This is a genomic window from Streptomyces thermodiastaticus (assembly GCF_014656135.1).
In the GTDB taxonomy this organism is placed as follows: domain Bacteria; phylum Actinomycetota; class Actinomycetes; order Streptomycetales; family Streptomycetaceae; genus Streptomyces; species Streptomyces thermodiastaticus.
In genome coordinates this window covers 30,124-55,924 of sequence record NZ_BNBV01000001.1, presented here as the reverse complement: position 1 = coordinate 55,924, position 25,801 = coordinate 30,124, and the positions used below count along the sequence as shown (strand labels likewise).

Sequence of the window (25,801 nt, the reverse complement as noted above, 5' to 3'; positions counted from 1 at the left end):
GGCCGCCCGGACGTCGTGCGACCGGGAGCGGCACGTACCATGGCCGCATGTCGTTCCTCCGTCGCCGCAGTGCCACCCCCGCCGGGCCCGACTTCGACGTACTGGCCATGGACCCGGGCGACTGGCCCGGCAATCTCGGTGCCGGTCTGCTGCCCGGTCCCGACGGCACCTGCCAGGGCGTGTTCCTGCGCTACGACCTGTTCGGCGGCCGTGGCACCGCGATGATCATCGGCAATCTGCCCGAGGGCTCCCCGGCCCGTGACGTCGCCGAGGGCCAGGTGCCCTTCGAGGTGGCCCAGCTGCTGCTGGCCCTGGGGAACGACGAGGAGGTCACCGTCGTCGGCACCGAGGACACTCCGGTGCTCCAGGGCGACAACCTGCTGATCGTGCGCCGGCTGAAGCTGTCCGAGAGCCGGATCTCCTGCGTGCAGTTCGACCGCAGCGACGGTGTGCTGGTCACCATCGCCGCCTGGGACCGCCCGATCACCGACGACCTGTACGCCCTGCTCAAGCCGCTGCCCCCGGAACTGTTCCAGCAGGGCTGAGCCAGCCCGCCACGTCTTGTCGACGAGGGCCGGCCCGGACAGGGGCCGGTCTTTTCCGTTCGCGGCCGCGGTGGTGCGCGGGCACGGCGGCACCGGGCGCCCCCAGACCCGCCGCCCCGCCGCGCTCACCTCACGCCGAGCCGACCGTGAAGCGGAAGTCCCGCAGCGACACGGCCGCGACAGGGGTGCGCCCGGACAGGTACCCGAGCGGACCATGCGGGTCGACGCGACAGCGGACCCGCGTCAACGACGGACGCCCGACGACACGCAGCGGCACCCGGCAGGTGGTGCCGTCGTCCCGGCGTTGCAGCAGATGCGCCCGCAGCGGCAGCCGCAACGGCAGACGCAACAGCTCCTGGCAGAGCGCGGTGGCGGCCGGCTCCCGCCGGTCGGCGCGGCGGGACGTCATCCGCGCGTACAGCGCGGTGCGGCGGTGCCCGGAGCCGGCCGGCGTCTCGAACCGCAGGTCGGCGAGCTCCTTCGGAATGGCCCACAGGCGCCGGCCCCCGGCCATCGAGCGCTCGTCGTCCACCCAGGCCTGCACCGAGGTCGCCGCGACGGTCCTGCCGCGCCGCACCACGAGCGCGATCAGCAGCTCCCGGTAGGCGAGGTCGCCGCCGGCGCGGTAGTCCACCCAGAAGGTGACCAGCGCGCGGCGTCCGCCCACGGACACGGGCCGCACACCCTCGGGCACGGTCCAGGGCGGAAGCGCGCTGCCGGGCAGCAGCCACAGGGCGGCGTGCATGTCCCCGCACAGGTGCCAGGGCTCGGGAGGACAGGGGCCGGGCATCGCACTCCTTCTCGAAGGCACACCTACCGAAGGCACACCCGCCACCGCGTGACCGGTCCGGAGGCCGGGCGAGGCGGGCCACGCCCCCGCCGACGGCCGGCTGTTCCGGCTCGCGGCGGACGCCGGCGCGCACGGTGCCGACGCCCACCACGATCGTCGCGGTCGGCCTACGCCCGTTCGAGCCGTACGTCCGCCGCGCGCACGAACGCCACCCGGTGGCCGAACTGGATCTCGTAGTACAGGTCCTTGCCGACCACCACCCGGTGCGAGTCCGGGGTGAAGGTGACGGCGTAGAAGTATTCGCCCGGCACCGTGTCACCGACCACGTACTTCTGTCCCGCGGGCAGCCGGTACGGCAGCGGCGAGACGGACTGCACCGGAACACCGGCCGGATAGGCCTCCTGCTCCGGGTAGGCCCGCCCGTACACCGGGACGCTGTCCACTCCCGGCTTCGGCGTCACCACCCGGCCGGAGGCGGGCACCGCCGTGGGCTGCTTCGCCGGGTTCTGGAACCAGGCCTTCTGCCCCAGATACCAGATCGCCGTCCAGTCGCCCCTGCGCTCCACGACCGCGAACTGCTGGCCGGTCTCGGCCCGGGAGTCGACGTCGTTCACGTCGATGGTGGAGTCCGAGCCGTCCGGCCGGTGGCCGATGTCCTTGATCAGGGGAGCGGAGGTGTCGGGACGCGTGTACAGCCGCACCTCGTCGGATCCGTGCGGCGCACACGGCTCGCCGGCGGCCTCGCAGCCCGTGTACTCGGTACGGTTCGCTGCGTAGTCGGGGCGGATCGTCACCAGGGCGGCGTTCTTGCCGGCGGTGGGCTCGAAGGGGCGGCCCAGCAACTGGAAGTAGTGCTGCCAGTCCCAGTAGGGACCGGGGTCGGTGTGCATGCCGGGGATGGTGTCGGTGGTCGGCCCGGGCACGGTGTCGTGGCCGAGGATGTGCTGGCGGTCCAGCGGGATGTCGTACTTCTGCGCGAGGTACTTCACCAGCCGCGCGGAGGAGCGGTACATCGCCTCCGTGTACCAGGCGTCCGGGTCGGCGAGGAAACCCTCGTGCTCCAGGCCGATCGAGCCGGCGTTCACATACCAGTTCCCCGCATGCCAGGCCACGTCCTTGGCCTTCACGTGCTGGGCGATGTGCCCGTCGGTGGACCGCAGCGTGTAGTTCCACGACACATAGGTCGGGTCCTTGATGAGGTCGAGGACGCCGTCCCAGGCGCCCTCCGTGTCATGGATGACGATGTACCGGATGCGCTGCGAGGCCGGCCGGTCGCCCAGGTCGTGGTTGCCGTAGTCGTCGCCGTCGAACTCCTCGTACGGTGCCGGGACCCACTCGCAGGAGACCGAGGCGGGGCACTCGGTGCCCGCCGACGACGACGGGCGCAGCCCGGTCCGCGCCAGCTGCGCCGTGTCGGGGGCCAGCCGCGGGCGGGCCTCCAGCACGACCTGCTGGCCGGCGTCCGTGGTGCGCCGCTGACCGGAACGGATCACGCTGAAGACGTCGTCGGCGTAGGCTGCCGCCGTCGCGCGGTCGTCGGCGCCGGAGAACTCGGCCACCGCGCCGTACCAGTCGGCCGGATCCGCGCTCAGCGGTTCGCCGAGCCGCTTCTGGGCGGCGGCCAGCAGCGCGGCGCCGCCCGCCACGTTCGCGGCGGCATCGGAGCGCAGCCGCTCGGCCGGGATGCCGGTCAGCTCGGCCGCCTCGGTCAGCGTGGTGAGCCGGCCGGGCAGCGTGGCGTTCTCCGGTACCTGGACGGTGGGACGCAGGGCAGGACGGGCGTCGTCGCCGCGCGCGTCCTCGGTGCCGTCGCTGTGATGCGGCATCCGGGCGAGCGCGGTGCGCGCGTCGGTGAGGTGCATCGGGCCGTAGCCGCCGGTCACGCTCGGGGCACCGGCGTGCTGGTCCCACCGGGACTGCAGATAGGAGACGCCCAGCAGGACGCTGACCGGCACGTGGTATGCGGCCGCCGCATCGGCGAACGCTTTCTGCAGTCGGGTCGACCTGTCCGCACCTGCCGCACCGGCGGACGGGGCGGCGCCCAGCAGCGGCAGCAGCAGGGCCGCGCAGGCGAGGGCGCCTGCCGTGCGGCGTGCCCGCCGGCCCGCTCGTGGCATGCCTGCATGAGGTGGTGTGGACGTGGGGGCGGTGGCGGGTCTCCGCAAGGCGGCCTCCTGAGGGCGCTCGGCGTGGCGGGACGTGCGGGGCTGTACCACGGGGATCGGTGCGGTCAGTGGTACCGGTTGTCCGACGATCCGTCAATCATGAGCAGAACAAGAGGCATTCATCTGTCACCGGAGCGGCCGGTGTCGCCCGGCCGTGGTGGCAGGCGGGCCTGGGGGACGCCGGCGGCGTACCGGCCGACGACCTCGTCGCGCGCGGAGTTCGCGGACGGCACGACGGCCCGTGGCGCACCGCCGAGCCCGGGCGCACCCCACGGGCCGTCGTGCCGTCAGCGGATGCCCACCGCCGCGCGCACCGCCTTGCGGGCCAGCTGGCAGTCGTCGTACAGGCGCCGCAGCAGCAGCCGCTGTTCCTCACCGAAGGACATGCCGCCGGTTCCCTGTGCGACGGGGGACGGGTCCCGCATCGACCGCTGCACGGCCGTCTCACAGGTGCGGATCTCGCGGGTCAGCACGAGCATCAGGTTCACCAGGAACGCGTCCCGCGCGGCCGGGCCCGCCGCCTGGGCGAGCTGGCTGATCTGCCGCCGTGCCGCGGGGTCGTCACCGAGCACCGTCCACAGCGTCGCCAGGTCGTAACCCGGCAGGTACCAGCCCGCGTGCTCCCAGTCCAGCAGCACCGGACCGGCCGGTGAGACCAGGATGTTGGACAGCAGCGCGTCGCCGTGGCAGAACTGCCCCATGCCCTGCCGGCCCACCGCCTGCGCGATGCCGTGCAGCAGCTTGTGCAGGTCGCCCAGGTCGCGGTCGGTGAGCAGCCCCAGCTCGTGGTAGCGGGAGATGCGGGCCGCGTAGTCCAAGGCGGCGTCGAAGGTGTCCGCCGGGGGACGCCAGGAGTTCAGCCGGCAGATCGCACCGAGGACCGCTCTGATGTCGGCTCGCGGCGGGGCCTCCACCGGGTGCCGCTGCAGTGCGGCGACCCGTCCCGGCATGCGCTCGATCACCAGGGTGCCGTTGTCCGGGTCCGCCGCGATCAGCCGGGGCACGCGGACGGGGGGCCGGTGCCGGACGAACGAGCGGTAGACCGCTATCTCGTGCCGGTACCGCTCGGCCCAGGCCGGGGAGCGGTCCAGTAAACACTTGGCTACGGCCGTGCTGCGACCGGTCGTGCCGACCAGGAGCACGGAGCGTCCGCTGCGGCGCAGCACCTGCACGGGAGTGAACTCCGGGCAGATGCGGAGCACCGACGCCAGTGCCGAGCGCAGCTGGGCCCCCTGCGGGCCGGACAGGTCGAGTCTTCCGCTCAGCAAAGCGGCGCCGGGCACGGCGGGACGGCGCGGCCGGCCCGCGCCGAGCACGGAAGAGGCCGGGCGCGCGGGCGAGAGGTAGGGGCCGGCCGCGCCCGGACGGGGACGCAGCGACCGGGGCGGAGCGGACACGGAGGACGATGCTGCGTACATGGGCGATACAGATCCCTTCGTGTGCCTGCTGCTGGACGCGTCCGCCCGGCCCGGACGCCGGTGCACCCTGGGGAATGCGCCTGTCATATCCGGTCTGCATGACCGGCGGCGCCCGGGCCGGGGTGACGCACTCCTACCTGACACCCCAAGGCCACTGGCACACCATCTGGCGCACCCTGGCGAACCCTGGCGAATAGTCGCCCGGCAACTCGTGGCGGGGCTACTGTCGAGTCAGCCGAGTACCTGGGGGCTTGACGTGACAGGACGACCCAACACCCGTCTCGCGGACCTGTTCGGTCTCTCCGGCTGGTCCAAAGGGGAACTCGCGAGGCTCGTCAACCGGCAGGCGGCGGCCATGGGCCACCCGCAGCTGGCGACCGACACCTCCCGGGTGCGGCGGTGGATCGACATGGGGGAGATCCCGCGCGATCCCGTGCCGCGGGTGCTGGCGGTCCTGTTCACCGAGCGTCTCGGCCGTGTCGTGACCATCGAGGACCTCGGTCTGGTACGGCACGGGCGTGCGGGGAGACGGCAGGGCGGCGGGGACGAGGAACTCGCCGACGACATGCCGTGGACGCCCGAGCAGACCGCCGCGGTCCTCACCGAATTCACGGGAATGGACCTCATGCTCAACCGACGCGGCTTGGTGGGCGCGGGTGCCGCGCTCACCGCGGGATCCGCACTCAGCGGCGCTCTTCACGACTGGCTGCACACCGACCCGGCACTGAAGGCCGACGCCCCGGACACCGACCATCCTCTGCGTGTCGACCCGGCCGGGCTCGACCGCTACGACGCCGCCCCCGTCGGGTCGCAGGAGGTCGACGAACTGGAACGCTCCGTACAGGTGTTCCGGGCCTGGGACGCCGCCCGCGGCGGCGGGCTGCAGCGCAAGGCGGTGGTCGGCCAGCTCAACGAGGTGGGCGGCATGCTCGCCTACCGCCACCCGCCGCACCTGCAGCGGCGCCTGTGGGGTGTCGCGGCCAACCTGGCCGTGCTCGCCGGGTGGATGTCGCACGACGTCGGCCTGGAGCCGACGGCGCAGAAGTACTTCATCATCGCCGCGCACGCCGCCCGCGAGGGAGGGGACCGGCCGCGGGCCGGTGAGGCGCTGTCCCGGGCGGCGCGTCAGATGGTGCACCTGGGCCGCCCCGACGACGCGCTGGACCTGATGCGGCTCGCCCAGTCCGGCGCGGGCGAGCGCCTGCAGCCGCGCACCAAGGCGATGTTCCACACCATCGAGGCCTGGGCGCAGGCCGCCATGGGCAAGGGCCAGGCGATGCGCCGGACCCTCGGACAGGCGGAGGAGCTGTTCGTCTCCGACAAGGGCGACGACGAGCCGCTGGACTGGATGCAGACCTTCAAGGACGAGGATCTGTACGGCATGCAGGCGCTGGCGTACCGCACGCTGGCGGAGTTCGACCCGAGCGCTGCGGTGCACGCCCAGCACTACGCGCAGAAGGCCCTGGAGCTCCGGGTCGACGGCCGTGAACGGTCGAAGATCTTCGACCATCTGTCCATGGCGTCCGCCTGCTTCATCGCCGACGATCCCGAACAGGCCGTCAGTTACGCGAGGCTGGCGCTGGTGGCGATGGGGTCGAACTCCTCGCGCCGCACCTGGGACCGGCTGCGGCAGATGTACCGGCTCACCGCCCACTACGCCACCTACCCGAAGATCAGTGAACTGCGGGAGGAGATCCGGCAGGCCATGCCCACGTCGAAGGGCACGGGCACGGCCGGTGCCGCTCCGGCGTGACGGACCGCACGGCACACCGGCGCACCCCACCGGACGGGCCGGGGCACACACTCCGTGTCCGCGGGCCCGCACGACCGCGCACCCTGCGCCACCTCACCACCCGCTCCCGTCGCCCGCGCACGGCCGGACCGTGACGCGGCGACGGGAGCGGTGCGGCCGGGCACACTCCGCCACGCGGATGCGGGGGTCACGGCCGGGGGAGGGGGCCGTGACCGTGACGACTCTTGCACAGCGGGCCGTGCTCTGTCCGGGATTCGGCACGATCCGACGTCCGATGCCTCCGGCAACTGCCGGAGGCTCTCGTGTGCGGCCCGCCGGGCCTTCGGGCACCGAGCGCGGTGCGGCCGGGGCGCGTGCGCGGTACGTCACCTGACGGTACGTGGGGTGCCGGGGCAGGCGTTGCGGTGTGCGGGACCGGCGGCCGGGGAGTCAGGAGGCGACGCTTCCGACGGGACTGCGCAGCCGTGTGTGATGCACATCACACATCTTTGTCGTGTGCCGGGTGTCAGTCGGGCGGCCCTTCGTGTTCCTGACAGACATAGGGCATCAGCGGCCGACCCTCGATCCGACGGGAGATCTCACCATGGACGCCACCCTGGAACAGTCCGCCACCGCGCGTCTGATCGACGCCGAGGGCCAGGCGCGCGTCGTGCCGGCCACGCTGCGCTACGCCTCTGCCGACCCACTGGCCGTCCACCTGGACTTCCCGCCCGACGCCTCCCTCGACGGCAGGGAGGTGAGCTGGACCTTCGCGCGCTCCCTGCTGAAGGAGGGGCTCCGGCGGCCCGCCGGGGTGGGGGACGTGCGCCTGCGCCCCTGCGGTCAGGCGTGCACGGCCCTGGAGCTGCACTCGTCGTCCGGCATGGCCCTGCTGCAGTTCGACACCCCGGCCCTGCGCCGCTTCCTGCTGCGCACCTATGCGGTGGTCCCGCCCGGCCGGGAGGACGCCGGCGCGGCCGTCGACCGGGGGCTGAGCGCCTTGTTCGGCACGGTCTGAGGCTCGCCGGCGCCGGGGTCCGGCAGCCGCGGCAGCCGGACCGTCCGCGTCCACGGCGTTTCCCGGGCTCACCGGACCCGGCGACGGCTGCGGGGTGTCCGGGTCAGCTGCCGGGCTTCGCGTACAGCGCCGGGCGCTCGGCGAGGTCCACCGTGACCCGGCCGGCCCCGTGCAGCGACCGGACCCCCGCCTCGGCGATGGCCGAGGCGGCGTAGCCGTCCCAGACGCTCGGGCCGGTCACCTCGCCGCGCCGCGTGGCGTCCACCCAGGCCTGGACCTCGCGGTCATAGGCGTCGGCGAACCGGACGAGATAGTCCTGCGGGACCTCCAGGCGGCTGGCGCCCCCGGCGGTGACGGCCACGCCGTGCTCCTCGCCGATCCGGGCGCTGCCCGTCTCGCCCACGGCCTCGCACCGCACCTGGTAACCGAACCCGCAGTTGACGAAGACCTCCACGTCCACCAGTGCGCCCCGCTCGGTCTCGAAGACCACGAACTGCGGGTCCCACAGGCCCTCGGGCGCCGCGGAGGACGGCGCCGGACGCATCACGGTCACCGCCGTCAGTTCCTGGCCGAGCAGCCAGCGGGCCGCGTCGATCTCGTGCGAGACCGAGCTGTCGATGAGCCGGTCGCTGGTGAAGTACGGCGGGGAGGAGACGTTGCGGTGGGTGCAGTGCAGCATCAGCGGCCGCCCCAGGGCGCCGCCGTCCAGCAGCGACTTCAGCCGCCGGTACTCGGCGTCGTAGCGCCGCATGAAGCCGATCTGGGCCAGCCGGCGGCCGAGCCGGGCCTCCGCTTCCACCACCCTCAGCGCCCCCGCCGGGTCGGGCACCATCGGCTTCTCGCACAGCACCGGCAGCCTCCGGGCGAAGGCCGCGAGCAGCGCCTCCTCGTGCGCGGGCCCCGGGGAGGCGATCAGCGCGGCCTCGACCCCGGGAGCGTCGAGAGCGGCCAGGGCCTCCTCGTGCACGACGACGCCCTCGAGGCCGGCCACGGCCTCCTCGGCCCGCTCCGTCTCCGGGTCGGCGACGGCGACCACCCTGGCTCCGCTCACCACCTGGTCCAGTCGCCGTATGTGATCGGCCCCCATGTGACCGGCTCCCAGCACGGCCACACCCAGCAGGTCGCCCATGCGCGCATCCCCTCTCCGCCGACGGCTTCCGCCGTAGCGTAGACGGCCGGCCGGGAAGAGAGCCGGGAAGAGAGAAGAGAGCCGGGACGAGAGAAGCAAAGGGCCGGGCGGCGCACCGCCCGGCCCCGCGACGGCATGGCTTCCTGGTAGCTCCTAGTAGCGCAGCACCCCGGCAATGCCCTGGGCCTCGCGCAGCGTGCCGTCCGGGACGAAGCGGACCTCCGCGCCGGTCTCCAGGCACTTCTCGACGATCTCGTCGACGATGTCCTCCCGGGTGTCGAGCCGGCCGTTCTCGGACGGGACCAGATGGTCGCCCAAGGCCTCACGCACGGTGATCCGGTAGTTGTCCTCGACGGCGAGCAGCCGCACCCGGCCCTCCTGGGCGCTGCGCCACAGTTCGTCGACCCCGGCGGCGTACTCCTTGCGCCCGCGGGCCGCCTCCAGCTGGTGCAGGACGGCCTCGGTCTCCTGGCGGACCAGGGCCTCGCGCACCGGCTGGATGGCGCGCCACACGGTGTCGGGGGTGCCGTGCGCCAGCCCGATGCGCGGAACATGGACCGAGCACCGGGCCACCCCGCCGATCTCGTCGAGCACCGACAGGGCCGCGGGGGCGCCGGTGAGGTAGACCGGGCGCGGCTGGTCGCGCAGGATCGCGCTCATCGCCGTGTCGGCCTCCTTGAGGAAATGGCGGGTGCGCTCGTCGCTGAAGGTGCTCGGCGCGTCGCCGATGCGCTCCTGACGCTCGGCGTCGAAGTTCTCGGTGAGGTTCCGGGTCAGCGGGAAGCCGCCCCGGCGCTCCTCGGTGACCCGGTCGCCGCTGCCGTTCCACAGGGTCACGCGGTCGGCGGCGACCGACAGCACCCAGAAGGGATGCTCGGCCGCGTGGGCGGACACCAGGTTGCGGGTGAGGAAGGTGTCGGACAGCACCACCCGCTCCGGGACGGACCGTCTGAGCGTCCACACCTGGTGTTCGCCGGGGGCGGCGAAGATCGCCAGGCCGTCCTCGGCGTGCGTGAGGTCCACCTCGGCGAGGGCTTGATCGAGCTGCCGCACGACATCGGCACGGCGCTCCCGGGTGACCGCCGGGTCCGACTGCAGCTTCTTCTTGGCCTCGGCGACGGCGTTGCGCAGCCGGACCGGGTCCTGGGCGTTGTCGGGTCCGCGGCGGTGCGTCGGGGTCAGCACGGACACAGCGGGATAGCTGCGGGGTCGCCGCAGCTCGGCGAGCGTGGCGGGACTCAGGTCGTGCTCCATGACAGCACCATAGGAGGAATCCGCTTGTCGGGCATGCGGAGCAACCAGGGGCGGAATGCGGGGTCTCCGGCGTGACACGGCGTTCGTGTCCGGGGCGTGCCCGAGGTTCGTGTCCGGTCGGCGATCGCTGCGCGTATACGTTTGCGTTGGTTGACCAAATCTTTGCCGATGGCCGAATCGTGGCAGGATCAGGCCGGTCTCTCCCTGTTGTGGAGCGGTCGAAGAAATTTTGCCGAAGAAAAGTCTGGCCGAAAGTGCGGGGGGTCGCGTGGTGCGCGTGTTGCCGCCGCGTTGACCCGCGGGGCGCAGTGTCACACGCTTGTATACATAGGTGCCTCATGCAACTTGTTGTCAGGAGGTCGGAACATGTGCGGCATCACCGGATGGGTTTCCTTCGATCGCGACCTGCGCACGGAGACGGCGACCCTGGACGCGATGACGGAGACGATGGCCTGCCGTGGCCCTGACGACCGCGGCACCTTCACGGACGGCCCCGCGGCCCTCGGACACCGGCGGCTGGCCATCATCGACCTGCCCGGCGGCCGCCAGCCCATGACCGCCGAGACCCCCGAGGGCACGGTCGCCCTCGTGTACTCGGGCGAGACCTACAACTTCACCGAGCTGCGCGCCGACCTCATCGCCCGCGGCCACCGCTTCACCACGGACTCAGACACCGAGGTCGTCCTGCGCGGCTATGTCGAATGGGGCGAGGCCCTCGCCGAGCGCCTCAACGGCATGTACGCGTTCGCCGTCTGGGACGGCCGGCACGACAAGCTGGTCATGATCCGTGACCGCATGGGCATCAAGCCCTTCTACTACTACCCGACGTCCGACGGCGTCATCTTCGGCTCCGAACCCAAGGCCATCCTCGCCAACCCGCTGGCCCGCCGCCGGGTCACCCTCGACGGCCTGCGCGAGCTGTTCACCTTCGTCAAGACCCCGGGCCACGCCGTGTGGGACGGCATGCGCGAGGTCGAGCCCGGCACCGTCGTCACCGTCGACCGCGCCGGCCTGCGCACCCGTGTCTACTGGCAGCTGGAGACCCGGCCGCACGAGGACGACCGCGACACCACCATCGCCACCGTCCGCTCCCTGCTGGACGACATCGTGCGCCGGCAGCTCGTCGCCGACGTGCCCCGCTGCACCCTGCTCTCCGGCGGCCTCGACTCCTCCGCGATGACCGCGCTGGCCGCCCGTCAGCTGGCCGCCCACGGCGAGAAGGTCCGCAGCTTCGCCGTCGACTTCGTCGGCCAGGCCGACCGGTTCGTCCCCGACGAGCTGCGCTCCACCCCGGACACGCCGTACGTGCACGACGTGGCCCGCCTCGCGGACACCGAGCACCAGGACATCGTGCTCGACGCCCACACCCTCGCCGACCCCGAGATCCGCGAGCGGGTGGTCCGCGCCCGCGACCTGCCCATGGGCTTCGGCGACCTGGACTCCTCGCTGTACCTGCTGTTCCGCAGCATCCGCGAGCACTCCACCGTCGCTCTGTCCGGCGAGTCCGCCGACGAGGTCTTCGGCGGCTACCTGCAGTTCTTCGACGAGGAGGCACGGCGCGCCGAGACCTTCCCCTGGCTGGTGCGCTTCGGCCGCGACTTCGGCGACGACAGCACCATCATGCGCCCCGACCTCGCGAACAAGCTGGACCTGCCGGCGTACATCGCCGACGGCTACCGCACGGCCGTCGCCGGCATCCAGCGGCTGGACGGCGAGAGCGACTTCGAGTACCGGATGCGCCGCATCTGCCACCTGCACCTGACCCGCTTCGTCCGCGCCCTGCTGGACCGCAAGGACCGGATGAGCATGGCCGTCGGCCTGGAGGTGCGCGTGCCCTTCTGCGACCACCGGCTCGTGGAGTACGTCTACAACAGCCCGTGGGCGCTGAAGTCGTTCGACGGCCGGGAGAAGAGCCTGCTGCGCGAGGCCACCCGGGACGTGCTGCCGAAGTCCGTGTACGACCGGGTCAAGAGCCCCTACCCCTCCACGCAGGACCCGAAGTACGCCGTCGCGCTCCAGGACCACGCCAAGGACCTGCTCGCCCGGCCGAGCCACCCGGTGTTCGACCTGATCGACCGGGAGCAGCTGCGCGAGGCGGCGGACCGCGACACGCCCGTCATCACCCAGGCCGCACGGCACGGCCTGGAGAAGACTCTCGACCTGGCCCTGTGGCTGGACCTGTACAAGCCGGAGATCGTCACCGACTGAGCCCGGCGGGCCCGGTCCGCCGCCGCGGCCGCCCCGCGCCGGCGGACCGTCACCGGGCACCGGCGTCCGGATCGCGCTCCCCGCGCCGCCGGAGCCGGCCGTGTCACCGGCCGGTCACCGGTCCCGGCGCGGGGAGCGCGGCCGTATCGGCGCCCCGCCCGGCGGCGCGCCGCATCTCACCCGTGCGGGTCGAGCCGGGAGTCCGCCGGGCAGGAGCTGCCGGAGGGCGGCAGCGAGCCGTAGAGCAGGAAGTCGTTCACCTTGCGGTGCACGCACCGCGAGGAGCTGTACCCGGTGTGCCCGTCGCTGCGGTTGTCGAGCACCACGGCCGCCGGACCCAGCCGCCGCGCCGTCTCCACGGTCCAGCGGTACGGGGTCGCCGGGTCGCCCCGGGTGCCCACCAGCAGCAGCTTGGCGGTGTCGACGTTCCTGACCTTCTTGCGGATCACATCGGTGCCCCTGGGGCGGCCGTAGCACATCAGCAGCTCGTGCAGCCGGTACCGGCCGAAGACCGGCGAGGCCTGCTCGTACTCGGCGCTGAGCCGGCCGAGGTCCCGCACGATCCGGTCCACCCCCGGCCGGTCCGGGTCGTCCGCGCAGTTGATCGCCATCATCGCGGCCGGCGCGTTGTCCGCGGGCACGTCCGCCGTGGCGACCAGCCCGCCGTGGCCCGGCCGCCGTGCCGCGCCGGCGCCCGGCCGCGTGCCCGGCAGGTCCGCGCCACCGGAGGCGAACGCCTGGATGCCGCGGGTGTCGCCGTCCTGCACCAGCGCGGCGAGCGCACGTTCCAGCGAGGGCCACAGCGCCTTGCTGTAGAGCGCCTGGCCGATCGCGGCGACCAGATCCTGGCCGGTCAGTTCCGTGCCGGAGCCCGTCGGAACCGGCCGGTCGTCGAGCGACCGCACCAGCTGCAGCACATGCTCACCGGCCTGCCGCCGGTCCTGGCCCAGCGGGCAGGCGATGTCCCGCACACACCAGTCGAGGAAGCCCTCCAGCGCGGTCTGCTGCCCCTCCGCGGCCACCCGCCCCTGCTCCGCCAGCGGCTCGGTCAGCGTGTCCACGCCGTCCAGGGCGATCCGCCCCACCTTGCGCGGGAACTGGGCCGCGTACACCGCGCCGAGCCGCGTGCCGTAGGAGAAACCCAGGTAGTTCAGCTTGCCATCGCCCAGCGCCTGCCGTATGACGTCCAGGTCGCGGGCCGCGTCGACGGTGCCGATGTGCGACAGGACCGGACCGGAGTGCCGGGTGCACGCCTGCGCCACCTTCTGCCAGGCCTGCAACGCCTTGCGGGCCGCCGTGGCGTCGCTGAGGTCCGCCTGAGCCTCGGTGGCGGCCGCGGCCGCTGCGGAGTCCTCGGTGCCGGACCCCGCGTCCTGGCCGATCCCGCAGCTGACCGGCGAGGAGCGTCCCACGCCCCGCGGGTCGAAGGTGACCACGTCGTAGCCGTTGGTCAGGTCCATGAACTCCTTGCCGGCCGCCGCCAGCTGCGGGATGCCCGCTCCGCCGGGACCGCCGAAGTTCAGCACCACCGAGCCGCGGGAGGGACCGGTGGCCCGGTAGCGGGCCAGCGCCAGATCGAGCGTGCCCGCATCCGGGTGGGCGTAGTCCAGCGGCACGGTGACCTTGCCGCACTGCAGGTCGGGCGGCGAGCCCGGCTCGCACGCCGACCAGGTGACCTTCTGGCGGTAGAAACGGCTCAGATCCGGCTGCCCGTTGCCGGCCGAGGCCGCCGGCAGCCCGGCGCCGAGCAGAGCCAGGGTGACGGCGCCGGCACACGCACAGCGCCGAGCCACGGACCGCGTCGACAGCTTGGCCGGCATGGATGCCTCCAGGGGCGCTCGCAGCGGACCGGAAACGCCTTCGCTCACGATAAGCGGCGCCCCAGCTGCTCGCCTGTCGAAGCACGGACCGCACCGGAACGCCCCGGGGCGGAGCGTTCGACCACCGAGCGGCATGGCACGGCACCGGGCCGGGGCGGATCGAGGGGGCGGGCGTCACAGGCACCGCCGCGGTGCCGATCCGCCCGCGCCTCCCCCGGTGTCCCGCGCCGTCCCGGTGTCCCGCGCCGTCCCGGCGTCTCGCGCCGCGCCACGTCACCGTGGCTCCCGCGCCACCGTGGCACCCGCGCCGGGCGGCACTCGGTCCCACCGGTCGCGCCGGAACGACGACCGGTGGGACCGGATCCTGGACGACCCCCGGACACCATCAGGAACACACCGTGCCGCCGTCTCGCCCGCCGCGTGCCCGGGTGCGCGGCGGGAACGGTGTCAGCGGCGTGCCGTCTTCGCCCGGTCCAGCGCGGCGACACCCACCGCCGCGAGCGCGATCTGGATCAGCCACTCGATCCAGTCGACCCCCTTGGTGTCGGCCACACCGAGTGCGGAGGCGATCGCCGCACCGACGAGGGCGGCGACGATGCCGATGAGGATCGTCCAGAGAATGCCGATGCGCTGGCGGCCCGGAACGACCAGGCGCCCCAGGGTGCCGATGATGACGCCGATGACGATGGCACTGATGATGCCGCTGATTTCCATGTCCGCCTCTTCCTGTCGGGATCCCGCGCAGTTCGGATGCCCGCTGTAACCGGAGCCAGTCCGAACCGGTTGGGCGACGCCGTCGGAACGTGCGGCCGTGCACCGCTTCGGCGGCGCCGGCGCGGCAGGCCTCGTCACGGTCCGGTCTTCCGCGGATCCCGGTCCGCCCGAGGTCAGGCGCACGCGACGGAGGGGGACTGGCGTCCCGCACGTTTTACGTATAACCTCCCGCTGACCGCCCGCACGGAAGGTTTCGATGAGACGCGTCGCCCTGGTCACCCTCGTCGTCCGCGACTACGACGAGGCGATCGCCTTCTACACCGAGGTCCTCGGCTTCCGGCTCACCGAGGACACACCCCGCCCCGACGGCTCGCGCTGGGTCGTCGTGGAGCCGGACACCGGTGCGCCGGGCACGGGCCTGCTGCTGGCCCGGGCCGCACGCGAGGAACAGGCCGCCCGCGTGGGCGACCAGACCGGCGGGCGTGTCGGCTTCTTCCTGCACACCGACGACTTCGCCCGTGACCACGCCCGTATGACGGCCGCCGGCGTGACGTTCCTGGAGGAGCCCCGGCACGAGCCCTACGGCACCGTCGCCGTATTCCAAGACCTGTACGGCAACCGCTGGGACCTGCTGCAGCCCGCCACCTGATCACGGACACGCACGCTTCGTCACGGACTCGTACCCTTCTTCCACCAGCTCGCCTGCAAGGAACATCCCCACCATGACCACTACGCGCGTAGACACCGACGTGATCCGCCGCCTGCCCAAGGCCGTCCTCCACGACCACCTGGACGGCGGGCTGCGTCCCGCCACCGTCGTCGAGCTGGCCGAGGCGGTCGGGCACACGCTGCCCACCACCGACCCCGAGGAACTGGCGGTCTGGTACTACGAGGCGGCCAACTCCGGTGACCTGGTCCGCTACATAGCCACCTTCGAACACACCCTGGCCGTGATGCAGACCCGCGAGGGCCTGCTGCGCACCGCCGAGGAGTACGTGCTCGACCTGGCCGCGGACGGCGTCGTCTACGGCGAGGTCCGCTACGCACCCGAGCTGCTGGTCGAGGGCGGTCTGCCGCTTGCCGAGGTGGTCGAGACCGTCCAGGAGGGGCTGGCGGCCGGCATGGCGAAGGCGGCCGCCGCCGGCACACCGGTCCGTGTCGGCACGCTGCTGTGCGGCATGCGGATGTCCGACCGGGTGCGCGAGGCCGCCGAGCTGGCCGTCGCCTACCGGGACGCCGGGGTCGTCGGCTTCGACATCGCCGGCGCGGAGGACGGCTTCCCGGCCGCCGACCATCTGCCCGCCTTCGAGTACCTGCGCCGCGAGAGCGTCCCCTTCACCATCCACGCCGGCGAGGCGTACGGGCTGCCCAGCATCCACCAGGCCCTGCAGGTGTGCGGTGCCCAGCGCATCGGGCACGGAGTGCGCATCACCGAGGACATCGTGGACGGCAAGCTGGGCCGGCTGGCGAGCTGGGTGCGCGACCGGCGCATCGCCCTGGAGATGTGCCCCACCTCCAACCTGCAGACCGGGGCGGCCCGCTCCATCGCCGAGCACCCGATAACGGCCCTGAAGAACCTGGGCTTCCGGGTCACCGTCAACACCGACAACCGCCTGGTGTCCGGCACGACGATGACCCGCGAGATGGGACTGCTGGCCGAGCAGGCCGGCTGGACGGTGGAGGATCTGCGCACCGTCACGCTGAACGCCGTCAAGAGCGCGTTCATCCCGTTCGACGAGCGGAAGGCCCTCATCGAGGACGTCGTCCTGCCCGGCTACGCGGCCGTGCTCGACAGCAGCCCCCTGAGGTAGGCGGCCTGCCCGGCGTGCTGCAGGTCGTCGGAGAGCACGCTCACCAGCCGCACGCCCAGACTGACCGGCGGGTCCCAGCGCTCGTCCACGATCCGTTCGAGATCCCTGGCGGCCAGGCCGCGCAGGGCCGTCAGGGTCTGGTCGTGCACCGCGTCGTAGTAGTCGGCCAGCCGGCCGGCGGATGCCACGCGCACCTTGGCGACCTGGGCGGGGCCGTGTCCGTACCCGGTGTCGTGACGCGGCAGGCCGAGGCCGAAGAGCTTCTCCCAGCCCTGCGACAGCCACACCTGGTCGAGGCCGAACGCGTCGGCGACGTGGTCGTCCTGCACCCGGGTCAGATGCCAGACGAGCCAGGCGATGGAGTTGGCGCCGGGCGCCGGACGGGCGTGCAGCTCGTCCGGCCCGAGCCCGTCCAGGACGGCGTGCACTTCTTCCCTGATACGGCCGTAGCCGTCGATGAGGATGTCCTTGGCATGCATACGGTCAGCTTCGCGCATCGCGGCTCCTCACGCGCCCGCAGTTCTTGCCCCTGACGCGTCCGCGATGCCGCCCTCACCGGCCAGCAGCGTGATCAGGGCGCGTGCCGCCGGACCGGTGGCCTGCTCGGACGGCAGCAGGGCGACCGTCGCGTACGGTGCCTCTTCCGCGCTCTTGAGGTCCAGGGCCGTCAGCGAGGGCCTCTTGTGCCGGAAGTGCCGCGGGACGACTGCGATGCCGAGGTTCTCGTCGACCAGGTCGAGCAGGCTGTGCACGTCGTTCACCTCCAGCGCCACCGTGCGGTCCAGCCCCGCGGCGGTGAACACGGCGTCGGTGACGCGGCGCGGCCCGAAGTCCGGGTGGAAGTCGACGAACACCTCGCCCGCCACGTCCTCGGGGGTCAGCGCCGCGCCCGTCGCCGCGAACGGGTGGCCGGGATGGCACAGCACGGTCATCGGCTCGGCGGTCAGCGGCACCGACCGCAGCTGGTCGGTGTCCGGCCGGGTGCGGTAGGCGAACGCCAGGTCGAGCCGGCCCGTCGCGACCCCTTCCGCCAGGGCCCCCGATCCCGCCTGCCGCAGCCGGATCTCCACGTCCGGATGACGCCGGCGGAACGCGGCGAGCAGCCCCGCCACGTGCACGCCGGCGATGCACTGCTCGGTGCCCAGCGTCAGCGTGCCGCGCAGCACGCCCTGCACCGCGGCCACCGCCTCGTGCGCCGCGCGCACCTGCGCCAGGATGCGGCGCGCCTCCCCGAGCAGCGCGCGCCCGGCCTCGGTGAGGGCCACCCGGCGGGTGGTGCGCACGAACAGCGGTGCCCGCAGCTCCCGCTCCAGTGCCCGGATCGAGGCGGACAGACCCGACTGGGAGACCATCAGCCGCTGCGCCGCCCGGGTGAAGTGCTGGTCCTCGGCGACCGCGACGAAGTGCTCCAGATGACGCAGCTCCATGATTGAGCAGCCTAGTCGCTCAATCCCATCGGATTCACCTGTTGGACCACTGCCCCTGCGGGGAGCCAGAGTGGACACCGACCGGTTCGCCGCGCACCGACGGCGCACCGGGTCGTCCGTGTGCCAACCCTTCATGGAGTCGCGTTGTACACCGCCCATCCCGACCGCTACGCCGACATGCCCTACCGGCGCACCGGCCGCAGCGGCCTGCAGCTGCCCGCGCTGTCGCTCGGTCTGTGGCACAACTTCGGCCCGGACCGGCCGGCCGCCACCCAGCGGGCCATCCTGCGCCGCGCCTTCGACCTCGGCGTCACCCACTTCGACCTGGCCAACAACTACGGCCCGCCGCCCGGCGCCGCCGAGACCGCCTTCGGCGAGGCGCTGCGCTCCGACTTCGCGCGGTACCGCGACGAGCTGGTGATCTCCACCAAGGCCGGCTACCTGATGTGGCCCGGTCCGTACGGCGAATTCGGCTCCCGCAAGTACCTGCTGGCCTCGCTCGACCAGAGCCTGCGGCGCATGGGCCTGGACTACGTCGACATCTTCTACTCGCACCGCTACGACCCGGACACTCCGCTGGAGGAGACGATGGGCGCCCTGCACTCGGCGGTGCAGCAGGGCAAGGCCCTCTACGTCGGTGTGTCCAACTACCCGGCCGAGCAGACCCGCGAGGCCGCCCGCATCCTCGGCGAGCTGGGCACCCCGCTGCTCATCCACCAGCCCCGCTACTCGATGCTGGACCGCCGCCCCGAGGAGGAGGGGCTGCTCGACACGCTCGACGAGCTGCAGGTGGGCTCCATCGCCTACTCCCCGCTGGAGCAGGGCCTGCTCACCAGCCGTTACCTCGACGGCATCCCCGAGGACTCGCGTGCCGCGAGCGACAGCCCCTTCCTCACCTCCGACGCGGTGACCGAGGAGCTGGTGGGCAAGCTGCGCGCCCTGAACGAGGTCGCGCAGTCCCGCGGCCAGACCCTGGCCCAGCTGGCGCTGGCCTGGGTGCTGCGCGGCGGGCGGGTGACCTCGGCGCTGGTCGGCGCGAGCAGCCCGCAGCAGCTGGAGGACAGCGTGGCCGCCGTCCGCAACCTGGACTTCGACGCGGAGGAGCTGGCCCGGATCGACGCGATCGTCCGGTCCTGACACCAGGCGGGCACCGGCCCGCGCGCGCATCCCGGGCGGCCGCCCACCTCACGCGGGAGGGCGGCCGCCTCGTCGTCCGCCGTGCCATCGCGCGCCGGCCGTCATCGCCGCGCCCGGTGCCCCGCCACGGGCGACACAGCGGGCGCATCCTTTCGGCCAGGAGCGCCGGGCGAATATGCCAGGAGACTGGCTGGAAAGGCATGGTGACACTGTGTCGTCAGTGCACATACTCGGGTAAGGAGACGCAGCACGACTCATGCGCCGCAGGAGCCGCGCCGAGAGCGAGGCACGTGCCGCCAGGCGACGACGCCACGGGGGGAGGACCGGTGCACGACGAATTCCTGTGCCACGTCACGGCCTACGGGGTGTGCGGAGGCCGCCGGATCGGCGTCCCGCTCGGCACCTACCGGGCACCGACGCTGGCCCTGGCCCTGTGGTGGCTGCGCGACCGGGCGTCCTGGATCGCCGAGCGGCTCGATCCCGGCTCCGCGACCCCGTACGTCCCGGCCGGTGCGCTGGTCCCGGTGGCCGACGGCGTGACAGATGTGCCCGGTGTCCTGCGCGCCTGGTGCGCCGACCCCGAACAGCAGCTGCGCGCCGCCGACGAACTGGCCGACGGCAGGATGGTGCGGATCGCCACGGGTGACGACACCACAGAGTACGAGCTGCTCGCCGAGTCCGTCGACGCCCTGCGCATCCAGCGCACGCTCGCCGGCCTGGCCGTCCCGACCGCCTGACCGGCCCGTCACCGGCCACCTGCCTGTCATGCTCGCCGCAAAAGCGGGCCGGCGGCGGGACCCGGCACCGTCCCGCCGCACTGTGATCTCCGACCACCGTCGCCGGGAAAGGGGACTGCCGGGCGCCGTGCTGGGTAACAGCACAGGGGCAGTAGCGTCCGATCGGACGGGATTTGCGAGAGTGACACCCATGATCGAGCAGGACGGGACCGTGATACCCAGGGGTTTCGACGTACCCGTGGAACCGCTGCGGCGGGCGGTGCACTTCGCGGGCGAGCCCGGATGCATCGCCGACGCGCGTCGTCTCGCCACGGAGTTCCTGCAGCGTCTCAGAACCGAGTGGTGCGCCGAGGTCGGCCCCCGCTCCGAGGAGGCCCTGCTGCTGGTCGTCAGCGAACTGGTCACCAACGCCGACCGGCACAGCGGCGGACCGTACATCCTGGAGCTGGAGGGAACCGACACCACGGTGACCGTGTCGGTATACGACAGCAACGTGGCCCTGCCCCTGCGGTACCCGCCGGACCGCGAGCGCGTGGGCCGGCACGGCCTGGAGATCGTGTACGCCCTGGCCGCCGAGGTGACCGCGGAGCGGGTGCCCGTGGGCAAGCGGGTCAAGGCCGTCGTCCGCCTCACCCGCGACTGAGCGCCCGGCTCCGCGCGCGCCGCCGCCGTGGTGACACCGCGCCAGGTGCCCCGTGCCTCGCAGCAGCGAACAGCGTCAGGCACCCATGGATGTTTCATCCCGTCCCGCCCCCTTTTGTGCCGTCGCTTCACCGAGGGCGGAACACCGGACCCTTCCGCGCGCGGGTACGGCTCCTAACCTGAAGAAATGACCGATGCAGCGCGGAAGCACGTCACCGTCCTCCCCTTCCCGCACCGTCCCGACGGCGCCGCCGATCGCGCCGCCGGACGGATCGCCCCCGTCACCCCGGTCGCTCCCGCCGCGCCCCGTGAACCGCTCTGGCGCGACCTGGTCGGCGACGTCCTGCGGCGCGAACGGCTCACGCAGGAACGGACGCTCAAGGACGTCGCCGACGCCGCCCGGATCTCCGTGCCGTACCTGTCCGAGGTCGAACGCGGCCGCAAGGAGGCGTCCTCCGAGGTCCTGGCCGCCGCGGCCCAGGCCCTCGGACTCGGGCTCGGCGACCTGCTGGCACGGGCCCATGACCGGCTGGTGCGGCTCACCAGCCGGACGGCTCCGGGCGGCCCGCGCGGCGCCGGCATCCCCCGCCGCGACGGGATGTGCCTGGCGGCCTGACGGCGCGTCGCCGCGACCGGCCGGGAGCACGCGGCCGCCGTGTGCGCCGCCGTCCCGGGGACGGCGTCCGCGCGCCGTCCCCGGGACGGGTGCATGGTCAGAGCATCGCCTGCCGGCGGCTGAGCACCTCGTCGGCCAGTCCGTAGGCGACCGCCTCCTGCGCGGTGAACACCTTCTCGCGGTCCATGTCGGCGCGCAGGGTCGCGACATCGTGCCCGGTGTGCCGGGAGAGCACCTCCTCGACCTGGGCGCGGATCCGCACCATCTCCTCGGCCTGGATGGCCAGGTCGGAGACCGTGCCCTGTCGTCCGGCGCTGGCCGGCTGCCCGAGCAGCACCCGGGCGTGCTCCAGCACGAAGCGCCGCCCCGGGTCCCCGCCCGCCAGCAGCACCGCCGCCGTGGAGGCCGCCTGGCCCACGCAGAAGGTGGAGATCGGCGACTGCACGAACGTCATGGTGTCGTAGATCGCCATGAGCGAGGTGTACGAGCCGCCGGGCGAGTTGAGGTAGACGGAGATCTCGCGGTCCGGGTACGCGGCCTCCAGATGGAACAGCTGCGCGATGACGACGCTCGCGACACCGTCGTCGATCTCGGTGCCGATGAAGATGATCCGTTCGTTCAGCAGCCGGCTGAACACGTCGTAGGACCGCTCGCCCTGCGCGGTCCGCTCGATGACGTACGGAACCGTGTACGACCCCATGTCACAGCCCCATCCGACGGTAGGACGTGGCCGGGCGGACGTCGGCCAGCGACTCCACCACCCGGTCCACGATCCCGTACTCCACGGCCTGCTCGGCGGTGAACCAGCGGTCCCGGTCGCCGTCGCGGGAGATGGTCTCCACGCTCTGCCCGGTGTGCCGGGCCGTCAGCTCTTCGATGGTCCGCTTGATGTGCTTCAGGTTCTCCGCCTGGATCTCGATGTCCGCGGTGGTGCCGCCGATGCCCGCGGACGGCTGGTGCATCATGATCCGTGCATGCGGCAGCGCGAACCGCTTGCCGGGGGCGCCCACGCTGAGCAGGAACTGCCCCATGCTCGCCGCGAAGCCCATCGCCAGCGTCGAGACGTCGTTCGGGATGAGCCGCATGGTGTCGTAGATGGCGAGCCCCGCGGTGACGGAGCCGCCGGGACTGTTGATGTACAGGGCGATGTCGGTGCGCGGGTCCTCGGCCGACAGCAGCAGCAACTGGGCGCACACCCGGTTGGCCGACACCTCGTCGACCTGCGTGCCCAGGAAGACGATCCGCTGGGCGAGCAGCTGCGCCGCCAGGTGGTCGTCGAACCGGCTGGGCGGAGTCTCCGCGTTCTCGGCGCGGGGTGCGGGCAGCGTCGGTGCCGTCATGGGCTCTCCTCGTCGTCGTACGGATGCCGTCGGCTCCACCTTCGGCCCGGGGCGGGCGGAATGGGCCGCCGCTCTGCCTGCGGCAGATTCGCCACCGGCAGAACGCCCCTGAGAGGCCGTTCGGCGAGCGCCGGCCACCGGGCGACGTGCCGCGGTTTGGTCCGCCGGCTGGTCGGGATCACCGCACGCCACCTCGGAAAGGCGCCGCTGGGAGGTACTCGCGCCGGGGGAGCAGTGCGACCTGTTGTTCGGCCACAACCTCACGATGCTCCATGGCGGTCTGGCCGGCGGCCCGGGCTACCTGTCCCTGCTCGACGACGACGAGGTGCTCGCCGACCTGTCACGGGGTCATCCGGACACGTCGTCGACGCAGCTCGTCTACCCCTGCCTCGATCTGGAGGTTCACGGCCGTTCCGGACAGTCCCGTCTGGGCGGACGGGGAAGAGGCCGCGGAGTTCGTCGCGGCCTGCCGCCTGCGCCGTGAGCTCGGCCTGCCCCGGCACGTCTTCGTCAAGGTTCCCGGTGAGCCGAAGCCGGTCTACGTGGACTGGCAGACTCCGCTGCTGGTACGGCAGGTGTGTCGGCTCGCCGCCCGGCAGGACGGCACGCTGGAGATCTCCGAAATGCTGCCCACGCCCGGCCAGCGCTGGTTGCGTGTGCGCGGCCGTCGCTACACCAGCGAGCTGCGGTGCGCCGTGTTCTCCCCAGGAGGCCCGAGGTGAGCGCACACACCGCCGTCCGCTTCGGTCCCGGCTGTCACCGGGTGCTGCTGCCTGGCCTCGTTCCCGCGGAGCAGCCGGAGGCGGCGAACGGCCGGCTCTTCGCGGTCCAGACCGTGGGCCGTGACGTGCTGGGGCATGTGCTCGGCGGTGTGCTGTTCGTGATCGGCAGGGCGATTCCCCTGCTGCTGGACGCACTGTCCTTCCTGCCGTTGGCGGCGCTGCTGGCCGGCGTACGTGGCCCGCGGCCCGATCGGTCCACGGCCGGGCCTCGGCTGTGGAGCGACATCCGCGAGGACCTTGCCCATGTGCTGCGTGACCCTCTGCTGCGCTTCCTGACCGTCTCCGCGGGCGTCCTCAACGCCGTGTACCTCGGGCAGCTCGCGATCTTCGTCGTTCTGGCGCGCGACGGGCTCGGGCTTCCGGACGCCGCGTACGGGGTGCTGCTGGCCGTCGGAGCCGTCGGAGGTGTGGCCGGCAGCATGGCCGCAAGCCGGGTGACCCGGGCCATGGGGCGGGTCCCCGCCCGTGGCCGGGCGGCAGCCGACCGGGCACGAGAACTCGCGGTGAGGACGGGCGCGCTGCACGCGTGACCCGTCCCGACGCTGCGCACCGGCAGCAGCGCGTCCGCTCACCGTGTCCGCGGCACCTCCCACCGGTGTCCGCAGGAAGACGGCAGACCACCCACGGTGCGCCCCGGCCCCGCGGCCGGTCCGGGGCAGGGGGCCGGACGTGGGATGATCGGGTCATGCGTGAACGAGTGGTGGCCGCGTGCGACGGGGCGTCGAAGGGGAATCCCGGTCCGGCGGGCTGGGCGTGGGTGATCTCCGACGAGAGCGGGGAGCCGTCCCGCTGGGAGGCGGGCCCTCTCGGCACCGCCACCAACAACGTCGCCGAACTCACCGCCCTGGAGCGGCTGCTCGCGGCCACCGACCCGGCCGTTCCGCTGGAGATCCGCATGGACTCCCAGTACGCGATGAAGGCGGTCACCACCTGGCTGCCCGGGTGGAAGCGCAACGGCTGGAAGACCGCCGCCGGCAAACCCGTCGCCAACCGGGACCTGGTCGTCCGCATCGACGAGCTGCTGTCGGGCCGCTCGGTCGACCTGCGCTACGTGCCCGCCCACCAGGTCGACGGCGACCGGCTCAACGACTTCGCCGACCGCGCCGCCAGCCAGGCCGCGAGCGCCCAGCAGGCCGCGGGCAGCGCCCTCGGGTCCCCCGAGCCTCCGCCCGCCCCCGCCGCGGCGGCCGCCGCGCCGCGCCGCCGCACGAACGGGGGGAAGACCGCGCGCCGCAGTGGCGGCTCCACGCGCACCATCAAGGCGAAGTTCCCCGGCCGGTGCGTGTGCGGCCGCTCCTACGCCGCCGGCGAGCCCATCGCCCGCAACGACAAGGGCTGGGGGCACCCCGAGTGCCGGACGGGCCTCGCCGGCTGACGACGGTCCCTTGGGCCGTCAGTGACGGGGACGGCGGCCGCCGATTGCGTGCCGGGCCGTGGCCGGTGCCACACTGATCCTCATGGACGAACGTGAATTCGGCAGGTCACAGCAGCGCGGCTCGGTCGTCGGGCTCGGCACCTGGCAGCTGGGCGCGGACTGGGGCGACGTGGACGACAAGCAGGCTCTCGCCGTGCTGGAGGCGGCCGCCGAGTCGGGGGTGACCTTCTTCGACACCGCCGATGTCTATGGCGACGGACGCAGCGAGCAGACCATCGCCGCCTTCCTGCGCTCCCGCCCGGACCTGCGGGTGCTGGTCGCCACCAAGATGGGCCGGCGGGTCGAGCAGATCCCCGAGAACTACGTCCTGGACAACTTCCGGGCCTGGAACGACCGCTCCCGGCGCAACCTCGGCGTCGACCGTATCGACCTGGTGCAGCTGCACTGCCCGCCGACGCCCGTGTACTCCCGCGACGAGGTGTACGACGCCCTGGACACCCTGGTGGAGGAGGGGCGCATCGCCGCCTACGGTGTCAGCGTGGAGACCTGCGCCGAGGCGCTCACCGCCATCGCCCGTCCGAACGTGGCCAGCGTGCAGATCATCCTCAACCCGTTCCGGATGAAGCCGCTGCGCGAGGTGCTGCCCGCCGCCCGCGAGGCCGGCGTCGGCATCATCGCCCGGGTGCCTCTCGCCTCCGGTCTGCTGTCCGGCCGCTACACCAAGGACACCGTGTTCCCCGAGAACGACCACCGGACGTTCAACCGGCACGGCGAGGCCTTCGACCAGGGCGAGACCTTCGCGGGTGTGGACTTCGCGACCGGCGTGGAGGCCGCCGCCGAGTTCGCCGCTCTCGCCCCCGAGGGCTGCACCCCCGCCCAGCTCGCCCTGCGCTGGATCATCCAGCAGCCCGGCGTCACCACCGTCATCCCCGGCGCCCGCTCGCCCGAGCAGGCCCGCGCCAACGCGGCCGCCGGCACGATGCCGCCGCTGCCGGAGGAGACCCTGACCGCGATCCGCGACCTGTACGAGCGCCGGATCAAGGACCAGGTCGAGCACCGCTGGTAGGACGTCGGCCGCTGCGCCGCCGCCGGGCGGGCGCACCCCGCGGGCCGGGGCACCGGCACCGGCCCGCGGCCGTGC

Annotated in this window: 26 protein-coding genes; 15 read left to right on the top strand and 11 right to left on the bottom strand. The window is 72.9% G+C overall.

Going from position 1 to position 25,801, the window contains the following annotated elements:
* The first annotated feature begins 47 nt into the window (after positions 1-47).
* Positions 48-545 carry a hypothetical protein gene (locus IE286_RS00270; protein ID WP_189794485.1) on the top strand — a complete coding sequence of 166 codons (498 nt, stop codon included), beginning with the start codon at positions 48-50 and terminating at the stop codon, positions 543-545.
* 130 nt (positions 546-675) lie between these two features.
* Here the strand turns inward: IE286_RS00270 and IE286_RS00265 are convergent, their stop codons facing one another.
* The 3 genes from IE286_RS00265 to IE286_RS00255 all read right to left on the bottom strand — a co-directional run bounded on the left by IE286_RS00265 (position 676) and on the right by IE286_RS00255 (position 4,918).
* On the bottom strand, positions 676-1,335 hold the full coding sequence (locus IE286_RS00265; RefSeq protein ID WP_189794484.1) for an acetoacetate decarboxylase family protein: 660 nt from the start codon (positions 1,333-1,335) through the stop codon (positions 676-678).
* A gap of 167 nt (positions 1,336-1,502) precedes the next feature.
* Complete coding sequence (locus tag IE286_RS00260) at positions 1,503-3,452, bottom strand: N-acetylmuramoyl-L-alanine amidase (protein ID WP_189794483.1); 1,950 nt, start codon at positions 3,450-3,452, stop codon at positions 1,503-1,505.
* 335 nt (positions 3,453-3,787) lie between these two features.
* On the bottom strand, positions 3,788-4,918 hold the full coding sequence (locus IE286_RS00255; RefSeq protein WP_189794482.1) for an aminoglycoside phosphotransferase family protein: 1,131 nt from the start codon (positions 4,916-4,918) through the stop codon (positions 3,788-3,790).
* 256 nt (positions 4,919-5,174) lie between these two features.
* Here IE286_RS00255 and IE286_RS00250 point away from each other — a divergent pair, with 256 nt between their 5' ends.
* Both IE286_RS00250 and IE286_RS00245 read left to right on the top strand, forming a co-directional pair.
* Complete coding sequence (locus tag IE286_RS00250) at positions 5,175-6,671, top strand: DNA-binding protein NsdB (protein WP_189794481.1); 1,497 nt, start codon at positions 5,175-5,177, stop codon at positions 6,669-6,671.
* A 583-nt stretch (positions 6,672-7,254) separates the two neighbouring features.
* On the top strand, positions 7,255-7,668 hold the full coding sequence (locus IE286_RS00245) for an SsgA family sporulation/cell division regulator (protein ID WP_189794480.1): 414 nt from the start codon (positions 7,255-7,257) through the stop codon (positions 7,666-7,668).
* A 103-nt stretch (positions 7,669-7,771) separates the two neighbouring features.
* Here the strand turns inward: IE286_RS00245 and IE286_RS00240 are convergent, their stop codons facing one another.
* Both IE286_RS00240 and IE286_RS00235 read right to left on the bottom strand, forming a co-directional pair.
* Entirely contained in the window at positions 7,772-8,797 is a 1,026-nt protein-coding gene (locus IE286_RS00240; protein WP_189794479.1) for a Gfo/Idh/MocA family protein, read from the bottom strand.
* Between the two features lie 153 nt (positions 8,798-8,950).
* Positions 8,951-10,051 carry a baeRF3 domain-containing protein gene (locus tag IE286_RS00235; RefSeq protein ID WP_189794478.1) on the bottom strand — a complete coding sequence of 367 codons (1,101 nt, stop codon included), beginning with the start codon at positions 10,049-10,051 and terminating at the stop codon, positions 8,951-8,953.
* 366 nt (positions 10,052-10,417) lie between these two features.
* Here IE286_RS00235 and asnB point away from each other — a divergent pair, with 366 nt between their 5' ends.
* Positions 10,418-12,259, top strand: coding sequence for an asparagine synthase (glutamine-hydrolyzing) (gene asnB, locus IE286_RS00230; protein WP_189794477.1), 1,842 nt, complete (start codon positions 10,418-10,420; stop codon positions 12,257-12,259).
* Between the two features lie 176 nt (positions 12,260-12,435).
* On the opposite strand, the gene IE286_RS00225 is transcribed toward asnB, so the two are convergent.
* Both IE286_RS00225 and IE286_RS00220 read right to left on the bottom strand, forming a co-directional pair.
* On the bottom strand, positions 12,436-14,079 hold the full coding sequence (locus IE286_RS00225; protein ID WP_189794476.1) for an alpha/beta hydrolase: 1,644 nt from the start codon (positions 14,077-14,079) through the stop codon (positions 12,436-12,438).
* Positions 14,080-14,526: 447 nt separating this feature from the next.
* Positions 14,527-14,793: a GlsB/YeaQ/YmgE family stress response membrane protein gene (locus IE286_RS00220; RefSeq protein WP_168131204.1), complete on the bottom strand. Its 267-nt coding sequence runs from the start codon at positions 14,791-14,793 to the stop codon at positions 14,527-14,529.
* A 256-nt stretch (positions 14,794-15,049) separates the two neighbouring features.
* On the opposite strand from IE286_RS00220, the gene IE286_RS00215 reads away from it, so the two are divergent.
* Positions 15,050-15,442 (top strand): VOC family protein, encoded by a 393-nt coding sequence (locus tag IE286_RS00215; RefSeq protein ID WP_189794475.1) that lies wholly within the window; start codon positions 15,050-15,052, stop codon positions 15,440-15,442.
* Positions 15,443-15,515: 73 nt separating this feature from the next.
* Positions 15,516-16,604, top strand: coding sequence for an adenosine deaminase (locus tag IE286_RS00210; RefSeq protein ID WP_189794474.1), 1,089 nt, complete (start codon positions 15,516-15,518; stop codon positions 16,602-16,604).
* Here the strand turns inward: IE286_RS00210 and IE286_RS00205 are convergent.
* Together IE286_RS00205 and IE286_RS00200 are read right to left on the bottom strand one after the other, a co-directional pair.
* Positions 16,568-17,083: a mycothiol transferase gene (locus IE286_RS00205; protein ID WP_189794796.1), complete on the bottom strand. Its 516-nt coding sequence runs from the start codon at positions 17,081-17,083 to the stop codon at positions 16,568-16,570. The two genes, IE286_RS00210 and IE286_RS00205, sit on opposite strands and share 37 nt — an antisense overlap.
* 27 nt (positions 17,084-17,110) lie before the next feature.
* Positions 17,111-18,031 (bottom strand): LysR family transcriptional regulator, encoded by a 921-nt coding sequence (locus IE286_RS00200; RefSeq protein ID WP_189794473.1) that lies wholly within the window; start codon positions 18,029-18,031, stop codon positions 17,111-17,113.
* Between the two features lie 144 nt (positions 18,032-18,175).
* Here IE286_RS00200 and mgrA point away from each other — a divergent pair, with 144 nt between their 5' ends.
* From mgrA to IE286_RS00180, 4 genes are all read left to right on the top strand, one after another.
* Positions 18,176-19,168 (top strand): L-glyceraldehyde 3-phosphate reductase, encoded by a 993-nt coding sequence (gene mgrA / locus IE286_RS00195; RefSeq protein ID WP_189794472.1) that lies wholly within the window; start codon positions 18,176-18,178, stop codon positions 19,166-19,168.
* A gap of 326 nt (positions 19,169-19,494) precedes the next feature.
* The gene (locus IE286_RS00190; protein WP_189794471.1) at positions 19,495-19,905 is read left to right on the top strand and encodes a hypothetical protein; all 411 of its coding nucleotides are present in this window, start codon (positions 19,495-19,497) and stop codon (positions 19,903-19,905) included.
* Positions 19,906-20,095: 190 nt separating this feature from the next.
* Positions 20,096-20,548, top strand: a complete 453-nt coding sequence (locus IE286_RS00185; RefSeq protein WP_189794470.1) for an ATP-binding protein — start codon at positions 20,096-20,098, stop codon at positions 20,546-20,548.
* A 186-nt stretch (positions 20,549-20,734) separates the two neighbouring features.
* Positions 20,735-21,163 (top strand): helix-turn-helix domain-containing protein, encoded by a 429-nt coding sequence (locus tag IE286_RS00180; protein ID WP_229861886.1) that lies wholly within the window; start codon positions 20,735-20,737, stop codon positions 21,161-21,163.
* 97 nt (positions 21,164-21,260) lie between these two features.
* On the opposite strand, the gene IE286_RS00175 is transcribed toward IE286_RS00180, so the two are convergent.
* On the bottom strand, positions 21,261-21,863 hold the full coding sequence (locus IE286_RS00175; RefSeq protein WP_189794469.1) for a ClpP family protease: 603 nt from the start codon (positions 21,861-21,863) through the stop codon (positions 21,261-21,263).
* Position 21,864: 1 nt separating this feature from the next.
* Entirely contained in the window at positions 21,865-22,503 is a 639-nt protein-coding gene (locus IE286_RS00170; protein ID WP_189794468.1) for a ClpP family protease, read from the bottom strand.
* Between the two features lie 244 nt (positions 22,504-22,747).
* Between IE286_RS00170 and IE286_RS00165 the strand changes: the two genes are divergently transcribed.
* From IE286_RS00165 to IE286_RS00145, 5 genes are all read left to right on the top strand, one after another.
* Entirely contained in the window at positions 22,748-22,987 is a 240-nt protein-coding gene (locus IE286_RS00165; protein WP_189794467.1) for a hypothetical protein, read from the top strand.
* Positions 22,988-23,045: 58 nt separating this feature from the next.
* Complete coding sequence (locus tag IE286_RS00160) at positions 23,046-23,225, top strand: hypothetical protein (RefSeq protein WP_189794466.1); 180 nt, start codon at positions 23,046-23,048, stop codon at positions 23,223-23,225.
* The gene (locus IE286_RS00155; RefSeq protein ID WP_189794465.1) at positions 23,222-23,815 is read left to right on the top strand and encodes an MFS transporter; all 594 of its coding nucleotides are present in this window, start codon (positions 23,222-23,224) and stop codon (positions 23,813-23,815) included. Before IE286_RS00160 ends, IE286_RS00155 begins: the two co-directional genes overlap by 4 nt.
* Positions 23,816-23,970: 155 nt before the next feature.
* A complete protein-coding gene (locus tag IE286_RS00150; RefSeq protein WP_189794464.1) occupies positions 23,971-24,660 on the top strand; it encodes a ribonuclease H family protein in 690 nt (229 codons plus the stop codon).
* A gap of 82 nt (positions 24,661-24,742) precedes the next feature.
* Positions 24,743-25,726, top strand: coding sequence for an aldo/keto reductase (locus IE286_RS00145; protein ID WP_168131213.1), 984 nt, complete (start codon positions 24,743-24,745; stop codon positions 25,724-25,726).
* Positions 25,727-25,801: the final 75 nt, after the last annotated feature.